Source organism: Pseudoalteromonas sp. GB56, from assembly GCF_054923835.1.
On the sequence record NZ_JBPCHK010000001.1, the window covers coordinates 3,061,725 to 3,075,822 of the forward strand.

Sequence of the window (14,098 nt, forward strand, 5' to 3'; positions counted from 1 at the left end):
CCTCATATCTGAGTGGGTGAAGCGTTTCTAAGTTCCACCCTGGGGCCACTTAATTGCTCTATCCTAGCAAACTATTACGAAAACAAACACCACAAAGGAATAGTTTATTCTTTTAATTTTGACAATGTTTGAATTAACAATGATTCCAATTTACGCCCCGCATGCACCACACTCCTGTCACTTGCGCCTTCAACACTTACTTGCGCAGCAATAGTAAATGCACGTGGCCCAGCTTCAATCGGTAAGCACACCTGCGCTAACAGCACTTGCTCGCTTTGACCACGCGTTTCACTCGGGCCCCAACCAATTTTTTGCCATACGCGCCACTTGCCTTGTGTATTGCTATCAAGCCAATCGAATGCCTCATTCGCTTGTTTATCAGCGAACGCCTGAGCGATAGCGTGATGTAATGACACACCAATGCCTTTACTCATACCTCCGATGGAATCAGGAAGACCATAAAACAGTACTTCAATATCCTCTGGGTGCAAATTAGGGTGTGCCGTTGAGGATTCACTCTGATGCATGCTCAAACGTTTGAGCCACTCAGCTTGCGCCAGCGTGGTCATGGGTTTGTTACCCGTTAATCCACAGGTGTCACAGCGATATGTTTGGTAGTCGGGGTCATCGCTGGCCTTAGCATAATATGGCGCAGCCACGGCTATATTCTGTTGATACCAATTTAGATCACTGGGTGTGAATACTTCATTGGCATAGGCTCCACTAAAATGAAGGCGAGGATCATTGATTTTCAGCCATTTTTCGTGGAAAAGACCCGTCAGGTAACCGCGTGTTGCGAGGTTGGCAAAGTAAGTCGCAATGGCATTTGAATTACCATCTGCCCCACCTTCTTGTTGATAACTATGTACACTCGTGATGAGGTCGGCCACGGCGATATCCCCAGCTCTAGCTAGTGCACCAACATTGCCTTTGGCGCGCATGTGGCTAATCGCCCCAGTAATAGCCATTACTTTAGAACTACTCCACGGCTCGTAAACCTGCGCCTGAGTCTGGTTAGCGAAGTATCGATAATGTGGCACTCCCTGCGTATCTTGCACTGTTTCAATTACAAGAATACGGCCTTCCTCAGGTGCGATATCGAAGTAGTCCCACTGTGCATCAAGGCGTTCAACCCACCCATCCATCTCATATTGAATTTGCGTGGCGCTTTTACCAAAGCCGTCTTTCGTGGGCAAGGCACAACTAATATTTCGGTCACTCATATCGGACGGGGTTGGTGGCATCGCCAACATCACTGCGTCCATATAGGCTTTTTCGTTGGGATCCAGCACTTCCTCTGCGTGGAGTGCTTCGACACTAAGTAACGGATATGCTATGACCAGTGGCAACAAATATTTCATATTATTATTTATTTTAGAATATTTTATTTAAATGTAACACAGCTTTAAATTTGCGCAAATACAGATAAAGGATGAATGTTGATGCATGTCATTAGCAATCACTCGACGAAGAATAGAAATGGGGGAGTGGTAACTGCTCAGCGACGCGAAAGTAATAACTCATTACGTCAACTGATTCAAAGTAGAAAAGCCACCTATATTCCAAATAGGTGGCTTAATTGTGTATGACCCAATTTAATTTTCTTTAACTTAAGGTTAGTCTCCAGTATTTGCGTTAGCACTGGCGCTGGCTGACGCTTGAGAACAATCCAGCGCCAAGCTTCCACTTCCCACTATTTCCAACAGGTCGTCAGTACCAGGTAGATTCTCATAATTGACCATCATTCCCATAGTAACAGAAGATCCTCCCAACGCACTTGCAGAGGACGTCGCTGCAGCTTGCGCATATACTGCGATTGACTCAGCCGCATTCGCTATTTGCTGCGCGGCATCCGACGCAGTGTCGAAGCTAGTTACTATCGGTAACGAACCAGAACCTAGAACAGGCAAATCCCATTCAAACGTGAGCTGACCGGCGGCTTGAGCTTGCGCTGATGCTTCAGCCATCGCATAAGCGAAGGAAGTTGCCATTGCGTCCGCATACACTTGAGTAAGGGCACTGGATTGAACATTAAACACAGTACCGCTGGCAGCAGTCATATATGTAGAAAACGCCTCGATGTTTGCACCTTGTACGTAAAATGAAGAGCCGCTCAATGATATGCCACCACCTGTTGCGCTACCTGAGCCAGAGCCGCTGCCATCGGATCCGCCTTCTGATCCAGATCCAGCCTCACTTTCAGTTGAACCTTCTACTCCAGCAACAGCTGAAGCAGTTGCTTGCGTACCCACTTTAACATTGATCTCTATGACTGTGAGATCAATCGTAAAATTAATCCCTTGAAATACGCTCATGTAAGCTAGCGCAATCATCTCAGCAGTGGCCTGCGCTTCTGCATTTGAGAATGACTGTGCTTGCGAACTTCCATTCGCATCAGAGGTTGCAATTTGGGCGAAAAGCGTGCCACTGCCCATAGTCGCATTTAGTTCGACTTGATGCACAGCGCCGTTATTACCGTGCCTTATCATATCGAGTGTTACTTCTCCGGCGTAGCTTATGTCTATGTAAGAGGAAGCTTCTGACATTGCAGCTGCTAAGGCATCGGCTGAAACATCGCTCGTTGAATCATTCGCGGTGTCCATAGCGGTATTTAAGCAGGAATCCGCTCCTATAACGCTATCTGCTACCGAAGTCGTTGTACTACCTTGCGTATTTTCTCCAGGCTGACCTGCCCATGCGCCTGTATTTAACAGAGAACTTACTAAAACAAAAATCATTGTCTTATTCATTGTGGCTTTTCCTTGTTCGTTCGTGTTGACAAAAATGACTCAAGATTGAGCCATCTAGTTATCAATTTTTTGTAACTTCAAGGTAAAAATTTTGTTGCAATTATAGTTCTATTGTAGAGGGCACCTAAGATCAAATAGGAATAAACATATGAGTAGTTTCCAATTAAAATACACCACAATTTATTATTACCTGACATTTCAGCTAGTTAACACCAACACTAAAATCAGTACACTAGATATAAATTATTGCATTTATCGTTACAATAATTTCAACAATCGAAATGGGGTTATCAAGAGTTCAAATACTAAAGGCTTAACGCGCTAGCTATTGATTGGCGCCAGTCAAAGTGTGTCGCGCTCTAACTGGCAATCTGCGTAGCAATGTCACTCGCATTGACTCTCGATGCTGGCACCTTTAGGGCAAGATGATAAGGTAAATCTTGATGCGAGCGTAAAGAGCAATACGGAATTACGATAGAGGTTATGTGACAGTGCATTTATTGAAACTCAAGCTCAAAACCAATGCTCATGGTTTCTTCTTACTTCCAAAAAAGTGCCAGACACAAGCCAAGATCAGAAATCAACGAACGTTCGCGGTTCGTAATCTCTTGCGTCGCTAAATTTCAGGCATAATAAAACCAACGCTCAATGGTTTCTTCTCACTTCCCAGAAAAGAAGTGGCGGACGCAGGCCAAGATTGGAAATCAACGAACCTTCGAGGTTCGTAACCTCTTGCGTCACTGTATTTCAGGCATAAAAAAACCAACTTTCGTTGGTTTCTTCTCACTTCCTTTAAAAGAAGTGGCGGACGCAGGAGGATTCGAACCTCCGACCGCCTGGTTCGTAGCCAGGTACTCTATCCAGCTGAGCTATGCGTCCGTTATGTCTTTGAACTGTTGTTCTGATTTGTCACTTGAATTATGGCGGACGCAGGAGGATTCGAACCTCCGACCGCCTGGTTCGTAGCCAGGTACTCTATCCAGCTGAGCTATGCGTCCGTTACATAAAAAAGTGACTAATAGATAGTAGACCATCTTGAAGGAAGATGGCGGACGCAGGAGGATTCGAACCTCCGACCGCCTGGTTCGTAGCCAGGTACTCTATCCAGCTGAGCTATGCGTCCATATCTATCAACAAAGAATAGCCATTTATAAAATAAATGGCGGAGAAGGAGGGATTCGAACCCTCGATAGGGCTACAAACCCTATACACCCTTAGCAGGGGCGCGCCTTCAGCCACTCGGCCACCTCTCCGTCTTTGTGGGGCGTATAATAAAGGGTTGAGCAAATATGTCAAACACTTTTCTATTAAAATCAGTCTGTCTGCTCATAGATTGTGCATACGGCCCAAAAAGACATAAAAAAAGGCCCTTTTGAGCCATTTTTCGATGTTTAAAACTTAGTTTTATGAGCAATAGCTATTTGCTTGACGACTGCTCTAGTTTCTTCATTTTCTCTTCTAAGTCTTCACTTATTTCATTCAAAAATTGATCACGATAACCCAAGCGTTCAAATTCCATAATGCAGGCTCGGTAATAAGCTTCACGCTTATCATCAGTAGGAATGTCGGGTAAGAGCTCTTCGTTGTTCATATTGTGTCTCCCCATTCTTTTTATTGTACTCCAATTGGGCACAATTATAGTCTACACATACAGCTTTCACAGTAAAGAATAGATTGCTAAATTTAACTTAACAAGAATAAATTACAATAAAATCATATAGTTGTAATTATTTTGGGTAATTTTCAAGGTGAATTTGAGACTAGACGTGGGACTTTTTGAGAGATATCGCACAGTGATGCTCATAAAAAACGCGGCTATAAGCCGCGTTTTTTAAGGTGATTAATTGTTACGGTCTTATTCCGGTCTCATATGCGGGAATAAGATAACATCTTTAATCGTCGGTGAGTCAGTGAATAACATCACTAAACGGTCAATACCGATACCCTCACCTGCTGTTGGCGGTAAACCATACTCAAGTGCACGAATGTAATCGTCGTCAAAGTGCATAGCTTCATCATCACCCGCATCTTTTTCTTCAACCTGACGCGCAAAACGTGCCGCTTGATCTTCTGCATCATTAAGCTCAGAGAAACCGTTTGCTAGCTCACGACCACCAACGAAGAATTCGAAGCGATCAGTAACAAATGGATTTTCATCGTTTCGACGAGCCAGTGGCGATACTTCCCACGGGTACTCAGTGATAAACGTAGGTTGAATTAACTTGTGCTCAGCCGTTTCTTCGAAGATTTCACACATGTACTTACCCGCACCCCAAACACACTTTTCTGGGATCTTCACGTGTACTTGCTTAGCGTATGCGATAAGTTGTTCCATGTGATTTTCTGGGTCTGCAAATACCGCAGCATCAAACTCTGGGTTGTACTTCATGATTGCGTCTGCCATGCTCAAACGCGTAAACGGCTGGCCGAAATCGTACTCAACGCTGTCTACCACTTCACCTTCAGCATCTTTGGTGGTGTTTACAATCGTTGTTGTGCCCAACACATCTTGTGCCACTGTACGTAGCATGTCTTCAGTGATGTTCATTAGATCATTGTAATCTGCGTACGCTTGATAGAATTCAATCATTGTGAACTCTGGATTGTGACGCGTTGAAAGACCTTCATTACGGAAGTTGCGGTTAATTTCAAACACACGGTCAAAACCACCTACCACTAAACGCTTTAGGTATAGTTCAGGCGCGATACGTAGGTACATGTCGATATCGAGCGCATTGTGGTGAGTCACAAATGGACGCGCTGATGCGCCACCAGGGATAACCTGTAGCATAGGCGTTTCAACTTCCATGAAATCACGTTCCGCTAAGAATCGACGAATACCTTCGATGATTTTTGAGCGTATACGGAACGTCTCACGCGTATCCATATTAGTGATCAAATCAACATAACGCTGACGGTATTTCGTCTCTTGGTCTGAAAGGCCGTGAAACTTCTCTGGTAACGGACGCAGTGACTTAGTCAGTAATTCATAGTCTTGCATATCAACATACAAGTCACCTTTACCTGACTTATGAAGTGGACCAGCCACACCAATGATGTCACCGATATCAAGCTGACCATATTTTTCTTTGAGGTCTTTTTGCACGTCTTTTGATGCATATGCCTGAATACGACCTTTCATATCTTGTAGCACAAGGAAAGGACCACGCTTCGCAAGAATACGACCCGCAACCGCTACCTGATGATCAAGTTCAACTAGCTCTTCTTTCGATTTTTCACCAAACTCAGCTTGAAGATCAGCAGTGTAGTGTTTTCGACGGAAACTATTTGGGTGACCGTTAGCACTACAATTCTCACGAATCGCGTCGAGCTTTGCACGACGCTCTGCAATTAATTTGTTTTCGTCTTGGATTTGATCTGTCATTTTTTAGCTCTATAAATTTGGCGTTTTACTTACAGGCCTGATTTCAGGCTTGCTTCAATAAACTTGTCGAGGTCACCATCAAGCACAGCTTGGGTATTACGGTTCTCAACACCTGTGCGCAAGTCTTTAATACGCGAGTCATCCAGAACATATGAGCGGATTCTGAGAACCCCAGCCAATGTCTGATTTCGCATCTTCTTGCGCTTGCTTTTCAGCATTTTGCTTTTGCAGTTCGAGCTCAAATAATTTCGCTTTCAGCTGCTTCATCGCTTGGTCTTTGTTTTTGTGCTGCGAGCGGTCATTCTGACACTGCACCACAGTGTTGGTCGGCAAGTGAGTAATACGAACCGCAGATTCTGTACGGTTAACGTGCTGACCACCGGCACCCGACGCGCGATAAACGTCGATTCGTAAGTCTGCCGGATTAATATCGATTTCAATGTTGTCGTCGATTTCTGGATACACGAATGCAGATGCAAACGAGGTATGACGACGACCACCTGAATCAAATGGACTCTTACGCACAAGACGGTGAACACCTGTTTCGGTGCGCAACCAGCCGTATGCATATTCACCCGAGATTTTTACGGTTGCGCCTTTGATACCTGCAACATCACCGTCGGTCGCTTCAACGATTTCAGCTTTAAAACCTTTGGCTTCAGCCCAACGTAGGTACATTCGCAATAACATGTTGCACCAATCTTGCGCTTCCGTACCACCTGAACCTGATTGTAGGTCTAGGTATGCATCATTGCTGTCTTGGTCGCCGCTGAACATACGACGGAATTCAAGCGTCTCTAAGTGCGAGTTTAAATCTGCCAGCTCAGCTTGTGCTTCAGCAAAAGTTTCTTCATCTTCTGCTTCAACAGCCAGTTCCACCAGCCCTTCAACGTCGTCAGTACCACTGTCGAGTTTCTCGATAGTTTCAACAATCGCTTCTAAGCTCGATTTCTCTTTACCTAACGCCTGCGCCCTTTCAGGCTCATTCCATACCGCCGGATCTTCGAGTTCGGCATTCACTTCTTCTAAACGCTCTTTCTTGTGAGCGTAGTCAAAGATACCCCGAAGAAGTTCAGTACGTTCGCGAATTTCCTTGATTTGGTTAATCACAGGATTCACTTCAAACATGCAATGTTACTCCGCAAAAAATAGACTCGCGTCGGTTCAAAATTGACGCGTCAATAAAAGCGCCCGATTTTAACAAAAATTTACTCGCTTTATTAGCGCTTTTATACGAATAAGTACAAATTTATTGCAAGGCACAACAGGATTGTGTTCAACCTCGTTTTTGCATCTCATGGACGATAAGCTGCAATGAAAATTGACCTCTAAACTCATTAATGTCGAGCTGATAGGCAAGATGCACAAACCGTACTTGAGTATCAGGCCATTCACGCACGTTAATATTGAAGGCAATTGCATCCACAACGCGACCACTTTGATGGCGCAGCACGAGTTTAAGGTGTTTTTCCCCACCACACGCTGTTGCAAAACTTCAAACGTATGTTCGAAAACAGGTTCAGGGAAATGTTGACCAAACGGGCCAGATTGGCGCAATAGCTCTGCAAACTCCAGCGTAAAGCAATCGTTAGGTAATTCACCGTCCGTGAGCAATACACACTCTTTTGCTTCATCTGTCAGTACCTTGGCCACTTCCTCACAAAACACCCGCTGGAATTCATCAAATCGCGCTTCAACGATACTTAAACCCGCGGCCATAGCATGGCCGCCAAATTTGACGATAAGCCCAGGGTTCATAGCATCAATGCGGGCAAGTACATCACGCATGTGCACGCCTTCAATCGATCGGCATGAGCCCTTTAAATGACCATTATCGCCTGCTGCAAATATGGCCGTTGGACGATGATGTTGTTCTTTAAGTCGCCCAGCGAGAATACCAATGACGCCTTGATGCCAATCTTGTTGATACAAGCACAATGCATCGGGTGTTTGTGTGTTGCCCAAAGATAACTTAGCGAGCGCGGCTTGTGCCTCTTGCTGCATGCCTTGCTCTATTTCCTTGCGCTCAGCGTTAAGTCCATCAAGCTCATTGGCAATTCGTCGTGCATGATTAATATCAGGCGAGAGTAAGCACGCTATGCCCAGACTCATATCATCTAAACGCCCAGCTGCATTTAAGCGAGGAGCAAGCGCAAAGCCAAAATCACTGGCGTTTAAGCGAGCTTGATTGCGCTTGGCAACTTCAATTAATGCCTCAATACCCGGACGCGTTTTACCACCGCGAATACGCGCAAGACCTTGATGGACCAATGTACGATTATTGGCATCCAACGCCACCACATCAGCAACGGTGCCAAGTGCGACCAAGTCTAGCAAGTTGCCTAAGTTTGGCTCTGTTTGAGCATGACGTTCAAACCAGTTGGCTTCTCTTAATGTATGGCGAAAGGCGATAAGTAAATAAAACGCCACGCCGACACCGGCAATTGATTTGGAGGGAAATTGGCAGTCATGACGGTTTGGGTTAACTATAGCGTCAGCATTAGGCAAACTCTCCCCTTGCAAGTGATGGTCTGTAACCAATACTTTGATACCCGCCTGTTTGACGCGAGCAATACCGTTGATACAAGAAATGCCACTGTCGACCGTGATCACTAAATCAGGTGCTAAAGCCACAATATGCTCAGCTAACTCGACACTTAAGCCATAGCCAAAATTGAACCGGTCTGGGACCAAATAATCGAGCTGTTTAAAGCCGAACATGCGTAAACCATGCATAAGCGTGGCGGTACTGGTGGCACCATCGGCGTCAAAATCACCAACAATCAACACCTTTTCTTGCTGCGTGAGACTCTCTAGCAGTAATTGCGCGGCAACATCAATATCACGAAACAATCGAAAGTCGTGCAACGTCGCCACACTGTTATCAATATGAATAGGATCCTCGACTCCTCGAGAGGCATAAATTTGGCGGATCACTGGATGTAATTGGGGATTTAGGTGGGAGTCATCCACTCGGTTACGAGCGACAATGGTTGTTTTCGCCTGCAAGGCTAAGCTCCATAAAAATGTAAAAAGGCCTGTTGCTAACTTCGGTTTTGTCCGAAGTCGGCAACAGACCTTATCGGTATTCTAAATTATGATTTCTGATTTAGTTGCTCAATGGCCTTACTGATTGCTGCGGCTGGCTGATAACCAGGAATCATGCTGCCGTCAGACAAAATAATCGCCGGCGTGCCGCTAATACCAAAGCTTTGACCTAGTTGATAATGTTCAGCAACGGGTGCATTACACTGTTCAATTTTTTCTGGTTTTGAACCTGCTTTAGCATCGGTCAGGGCTTGTTGCTTGTTGTCTGCACACCACACATTCATTAGATCTGTATAACCCGAGCCAGATAAACCGCCGCGTGGGAAAGCAAGGTACTGAACAGTGATACCCGCATCTAGGTAATCTTCTAATTCGCGATGTAGCTTGCGGCAATATCCACAGGTAATGTCTGTAAATACTGTGATTTTGCCTTTTTCATTGTCCGCTTTGTAGACGATCATAGAATCTTCATATTCTTTTACGCCTTCGAGGCGCACGTCACTCAATGCCGCTTCCGTTAGATTCTTGCGCTGTTCTAGGTCGATCATTGTACCTTGCATAAGGTAACGGCCGTCTGTACTCGCGTAAAATACACCTCGGTCAGTGATGACCTCTTGCATACCAGGTACCGGGCTTGGGCTTACACGTTTAACTGTAATACCCACTGATGCTAATTTACTTTCCACTGCGCCTTGTTCTTGTGCAACAACGGGAGCTAGTTGCCCTTCAGTGGCATTACTTTCAGCCCAGAGGTTATAACTAGCAAAAGCACTCACACCTGCTAGGGCCAATCCAAAAACTAATTTCTTCATAATTCTTATCTCTAAAACTACTTGCATCTACTTTAGTAGACCGCACAATCGCAATAAAATTCTCGCCCGAGCTTATCACACCAACACACTTATTCCCCATAACAGTGGTCAGTTAAACTCAACCTCTACGTCCACACTTTTCGCCCTTAAGCTACGCTCTAGGGTGGTGGGCTTGATGCACCGACTTTAACCTTTCATTAGCCACATGCGTGTATATCTGGGTCGTTGATAAATCACTGTGGCCGAGCATCATCTGCACAACTCTCAAGTCAGCCCCATGATTAAGCAAATGCGTTGCAAAAGCGTGACGCAAAGTATGCGGCGATAGATCTGATTTGATGTTCGCCAACATAGCATAGTGTTTAATGCGATGCCAAAATGTTTGCCTTGTCATGCCAACGCCGCGTTTAGAAACAAATACGAAATCGGTAGCATGCTTTACAAGCGCGGGACGTGAAAACTTAAGGTACCGCGCAAGCCAATCTAATGCCTCTTCTCCCATAGGCACCAATCGCTCTTTGCCGCCTTTCCCCTTAACAAACACGACCGCTTGGTTTTGGTTCATGTGCTCCATACGTAATCCGATAAGCTCACTTACGCGCAACCCTGTCGCATAGAGGAGTTCCAACATTGCTCTATCTCGCAGCCCCATAGGTTCTTCAACATTAGGCGCATTGAGAAGCGCTTCTACGTCAGCTTCACTGAGTGTTTTTGGCAATGATTGCCCTGCTTTGGGTCGCGAGATCGTTTCCATGGGTGAAATACGTAGCTGCTTGTCACGAATCAAATGCTGATAGAAACGCTTTAACGCACTGATGCTGCGTGCTGTACTACGCGGACTCAAGCCTTGATCAACGCGATACGCGAGATATTGCTCAACGTTGTGCGCCTCCACCACATGTAACTCCATCGGCGCAATAAAGTCACTGAACTTGGTCAAGTCAGTGCGATAGGCTGACAAGGTGTTGTCGCTGGAACCACTTTCAAGAAACAAAGCATCAAGAAACAATTCAATGTGCTCGTGATTCGCAGGATGGGGCTGAGGTTTGCTCACAATTTTCCATGTGTTAGTTAGACTAAAACCATCATATCAGATAGATACTCACGGCACGATACGTTAGACTTCGCCCTATGAATGACTAGTAATGCGACAACAATGAAGATTGGCTTATTTTACGGTTCAACTACCTGCTACACAGAAATCGCTGCAGAAAAAATCCGCGATATTATCGGTGCTGACGTTATAGACCTATTCAATATCAAAGATGAACCGCTCAAAACAGCTGAAAATTATGACTTCGTCATTTTTGGTATTTCAACCTGGGACTTTGGTGAAATTCAAGAAGATTGGGAATCACACTGGGACGACATCAAAGATGTGAATCTTTCAGGTAAAGTAATTGCGCTGTTTGGTATGGGCGACCAACAAGGTTATGGCCAATGGTTTCAAGATGCCCTAGGCATGCTGCATGATGAGATTGCCCCACAGGGTGTTCAATTTTTAGGCTGCTGGCCAAACGATAACGAATATGAATTTGAAGCTTCAAAAGCGTTAACTGAAGATGGCGCTCATTTTGTGGGTCTTGCACTGGATGAAGACAGCCAATATGAAAAAAGCGATGAGCGCATCGCCACTTGGGTTGAGCAAATCATGACTGAGTACGCGGATTTGGAAGACTAGAAACTTTTTCCTTTCAAGCATATAGTGGGGTTAAACATCAAAGGACTGAAGCATGATGAAAAAGCATTTCCTTTTAATCCCAGCTATGTTGATTTTAAGCGCCTGTGCCAATGTAAGGTATGACACTGGTTCGAAGCCAGATATCAATGCCCGCAGCTCTCGCCATCAAGTGCAGGAGTACAGCAATCTAGAAATTGCACGCCTTAACGCTGAATTTTTACGACCTGTGTATGCCTCGTCTTGCACTAGACAATCTCTGGACACGATTGTACGGGCGTTGAAAAAAAACACATACGCGGTTGGAGGAAATGGCTTAGTCGTTGAAGATTGTTACAACAAGGTCGTGCCAGGATGCGATAAGTTTATAGAATGCCAGGGCTCAGCCTACGACGTGCCAGAATCTAGCGACACAAGTCGTTTTTAAAATCGCAAATAAAAGTCTTTACACAAACGTCTGTAATCGTCACTGTAATCATCGCCTGTATGAATCACTAATTCTTGCTTTTCTAGCTTTCTTTCATCCCAACTAAATTGCATCAACCAACGACTCACAGGCTTCCTGTGCGTTGTTCTCACTTCACACAAGCGCGATAAATACGCGCCATGTTCAGAAGCTAAAGAGGTAAACTTTTTGCCCTGTTCTGTCGGCAAAATGACAGCGAGCTCACTACTGGAGCTCCCTACACGTTGCCACAATCCTATTAAATCGATAAACGGCAACGAATCTGTGTGGCGGGCAAAATTGCGCTTTGTATCCTGCGCTTTAAGTGCATCTTCAAAATAAGGGGGGTTAGATATGACTAAGTCAAACGCTTCTGTACTTTGGAATTGCAATGCATCCACATGTTCAGTTTGAATATCTGTCCATGGGCTGGCAGACACATTTTGCGCAGCCTGAGTGATGGCATCGAGTTCAATATCGATTGCAGTAAGCACTGCCTCTGGTTGGCGCTGTTTGCACATCAAAGCGAGTAATCCGGTGCCTGTTCCCACATCCAAAATACGGCGTTTATTGCTGACGTCTGCCCATGCACCCAGCATAATGCCGTCCGTAGATACCTTCATCGCGGTGTTACATTGAGCAATAGAAAACTGTTTAAACTGAAAACCTGCCACTTTAGACCTTTGTGTTTGCGTATTCGACACGTATAATTGCATCTAATTGTCCTTCATTTTGACTCCTTTATGCAATTTGCCGATTTTGATCTCGATAACGAGCTACTTAATGCCATTGACTCACTTGGATTTAGTCAACCCACCAGCATTCAACAGCTTGCTATTCCAGAAGCCCTTGAAGGCCGTGATGTGCTTGCCAGTGCGCCAACAGGTACAGGTAAAACAGCGGCGTTCTTGATCCCAGCAATTCAATATTTGTTGGATCACCCGCGTCGTAACCCTGGCTTTGCTCGCGTTCTGATCATGACCCCAACCCGTGAGCTAGCTTATCAAGTGCATGAACAATGCGAAAAGCTTGCAACGCACACTCACCTAAAAATTGGTGTGGTTACTGGGGGGATAAACTACGGCTCGCATAAAGACATTTTTGAAAAGAACAACGATATTCTAATCGCGACGCCTGGGCGTTTGATGGAATACCTCGACACGGAAAACTTCCACGCTGAAGATGTTGAATTGTTGATTCTTGATGAAGCAGATCGCATGTTGGACATGGGTTTTCGCAAAGAAATGCTACGTATCTGTGAAGAAGCGAAAAACCGTCGCCAATGTATGCTGTTTTCAGCAACCTTGGAAGGCGACAGCGTTGAAAAATTCTCAGACCGAATTCTCAATGACCCTGCAAAGTTAGAAGCAACACCGTCACGCCGTGAGCGTGGCAAAATTTTGCAATGGCTTCACCTTGCAGACGACTATGCTCACAAGCTCAAACTGCTCGTACACTTATTGCAGCAAGAAGATGTTGAAAAAGCGATTGTCTTCGTAAAAACCCGTGAACGCTTAGAATCACTCGTTGGTGAGTTATTTACTCACGATATCAAAACGACGTGGTTACGTGGTGAAATGCCTCAAGACAAACGTATGGCTGCCATGGCAAGTTTCCACAGCGGCCGCACGAATATCCTCATTGCAACAGACGTAGCGGCGCGAGGCATTGATGTAAACGATATCAGTCACGTATTCAACTTTGACATGCCGCGAAGTGCAGATGTATATGTTCACCGCATTGGCCGTACCGCCCGTGCTGGCAAAAAAGGAACTGCTATTTCACTTGTGGAAGCACATGAAGTTGCGATGGTAGGCAAAATTGAACGCTACACTGATCAAGTGTTAAAACGTCGCAAGATTAAAGGTCTTGAGCCGCAGCACAAAGAAGCGAAGTTGCCGCCGAAGAAGAAAAAAGACCCAGCAAAAATTCGCGCTAAGCGTAAAAAAGCCAAAGCAAAAATCAAAAAGAGTAAATAAA

Annotated in this window: 11 protein-coding genes, 4 tRNA genes and 1 pseudogene; 3 read left to right on the forward strand and 13 right to left on the reverse strand. The window is 45.1% G+C overall.

The features are described from left to right. Positions 1-104: 104 nt before the first annotated feature. From ACH19P_RS14240 to xerD, 12 genes and pseudogenes are all read right to left on the reverse strand, one after another. A complete protein-coding gene (locus ACH19P_RS14240; protein WP_462159195.1) occupies positions 105-1,361 on the reverse strand; it encodes a hypothetical protein in 1,257 nt (418 codons plus the stop codon). A 255-nt stretch (positions 1,362-1,616) separates the two neighbouring features. Continuing rightward, a complete protein-coding gene (locus ACH19P_RS14245) occupies positions 1,617-2,750 on the reverse strand; it encodes a hypothetical protein (protein ID WP_462159196.1) in 1,134 nt (377 codons plus the stop codon). 802 nt (positions 2,751-3,552) lie between these two features. Then, positions 3,553-3,629, reverse strand: a tRNA-Arg gene (locus ACH19P_RS14250). A 42-nt stretch (positions 3,630-3,671) separates the two neighbouring features. Further along, positions 3,672-3,748, reverse strand: a tRNA-Arg gene (locus ACH19P_RS14255). 48 nt (positions 3,749-3,796) lie between these two features. Then, positions 3,797-3,873 (reverse strand) — tRNA-Arg (locus tag ACH19P_RS14260). A 37-nt stretch (positions 3,874-3,910) separates the two neighbouring features. After that, positions 3,911-4,003, reverse strand: a tRNA-Ser gene (locus ACH19P_RS14265). 164 nt (positions 4,004-4,167) lie between these two features. Then, on the reverse strand, positions 4,168-4,341 hold the full coding sequence (locus ACH19P_RS14270; RefSeq protein WP_462159197.1) for a hypothetical protein: 174 nt from the start codon (positions 4,339-4,341) through the stop codon (positions 4,168-4,170). Positions 4,342-4,605: 264 nt separating this feature from the next. Continuing rightward, complete coding sequence (gene lysS, locus ACH19P_RS14275) at positions 4,606-6,135, reverse strand: lysine--tRNA ligase (protein ID WP_462159198.1); 1,530 nt, start codon at positions 6,133-6,135, stop codon at positions 4,606-4,608. A 29-nt stretch (positions 6,136-6,164) separates the two neighbouring features. Then, positions 6,165-7,263 (reverse strand): peptide chain release factor 2 gene (prfB, locus tag ACH19P_RS14280; RefSeq protein WP_462159199.1). Its coding sequence is split into 2 segments (ribosomal slippage): positions 6,165-6,296 and positions 6,298-7,263, totalling 1,098 coding nucleotides; the frame shifts between segments, so codons are not numbered across the junction. A 148-nt stretch (positions 7,264-7,411) separates the two neighbouring features. Continuing rightward, a pseudogene (gene recJ / locus ACH19P_RS14285) lies at positions 7,412-9,144 on the reverse strand (single-stranded-DNA-specific exonuclease RecJ). Between the two features lie 86 nt (positions 9,145-9,230). Then, positions 9,231-9,995, reverse strand: a complete 765-nt coding sequence (dsbC, locus tag ACH19P_RS14290; protein ID WP_462159200.1) for a bifunctional protein-disulfide isomerase/oxidoreductase DsbC — start codon at positions 9,993-9,995, stop codon at positions 9,231-9,233. Between the two features lie 151 nt (positions 9,996-10,146). Continuing rightward, positions 10,147-11,052: a site-specific tyrosine recombinase XerD gene (xerD, locus tag ACH19P_RS14295; RefSeq protein ID WP_462159366.1), complete on the reverse strand. Its 906-nt coding sequence runs from the start codon at positions 11,050-11,052 to the stop codon at positions 10,147-10,149. Between the two features lie 99 nt (positions 11,053-11,151). Here xerD and fldB point away from each other — a divergent pair, with 99 nt between their 5' ends. Both fldB and ACH19P_RS14305 read left to right on the forward strand, forming a co-directional pair. Continuing rightward, a complete protein-coding gene (gene fldB, locus ACH19P_RS14300; RefSeq protein WP_462159201.1) occupies positions 11,152-11,676 on the forward strand; it encodes a flavodoxin FldB in 525 nt (174 codons plus the stop codon). 52 nt (positions 11,677-11,728) lie between these two features. Next, positions 11,729-12,100 (forward strand): hypothetical protein, encoded by a 372-nt coding sequence (locus ACH19P_RS14305; RefSeq protein WP_462159202.1) that lies wholly within the window; start codon positions 11,729-11,731, stop codon positions 12,098-12,100. On the opposite strand, the gene ACH19P_RS14310 is transcribed toward ACH19P_RS14305, so the two are convergent. Then, entirely contained in the window at positions 12,097-12,834 is a 738-nt protein-coding gene (locus ACH19P_RS14310; RefSeq protein WP_462159203.1) for a tRNA1(Val) (adenine(37)-N6)-methyltransferase, read from the reverse strand. The two genes, ACH19P_RS14305 and ACH19P_RS14310, sit on opposite strands and share 4 nt — an antisense overlap. Positions 12,835-12,861: 27 nt before the next feature. Between ACH19P_RS14310 and srmB the strand changes: the two genes are divergently transcribed. Beyond that, complete coding sequence (gene srmB, locus ACH19P_RS14315) at positions 12,862-14,097, forward strand: ATP-dependent RNA helicase SrmB (protein WP_462159204.1); 1,236 nt, start codon at positions 12,862-12,864, stop codon at positions 14,095-14,097. Position 14,098 lies beyond the last annotated feature (1 nt).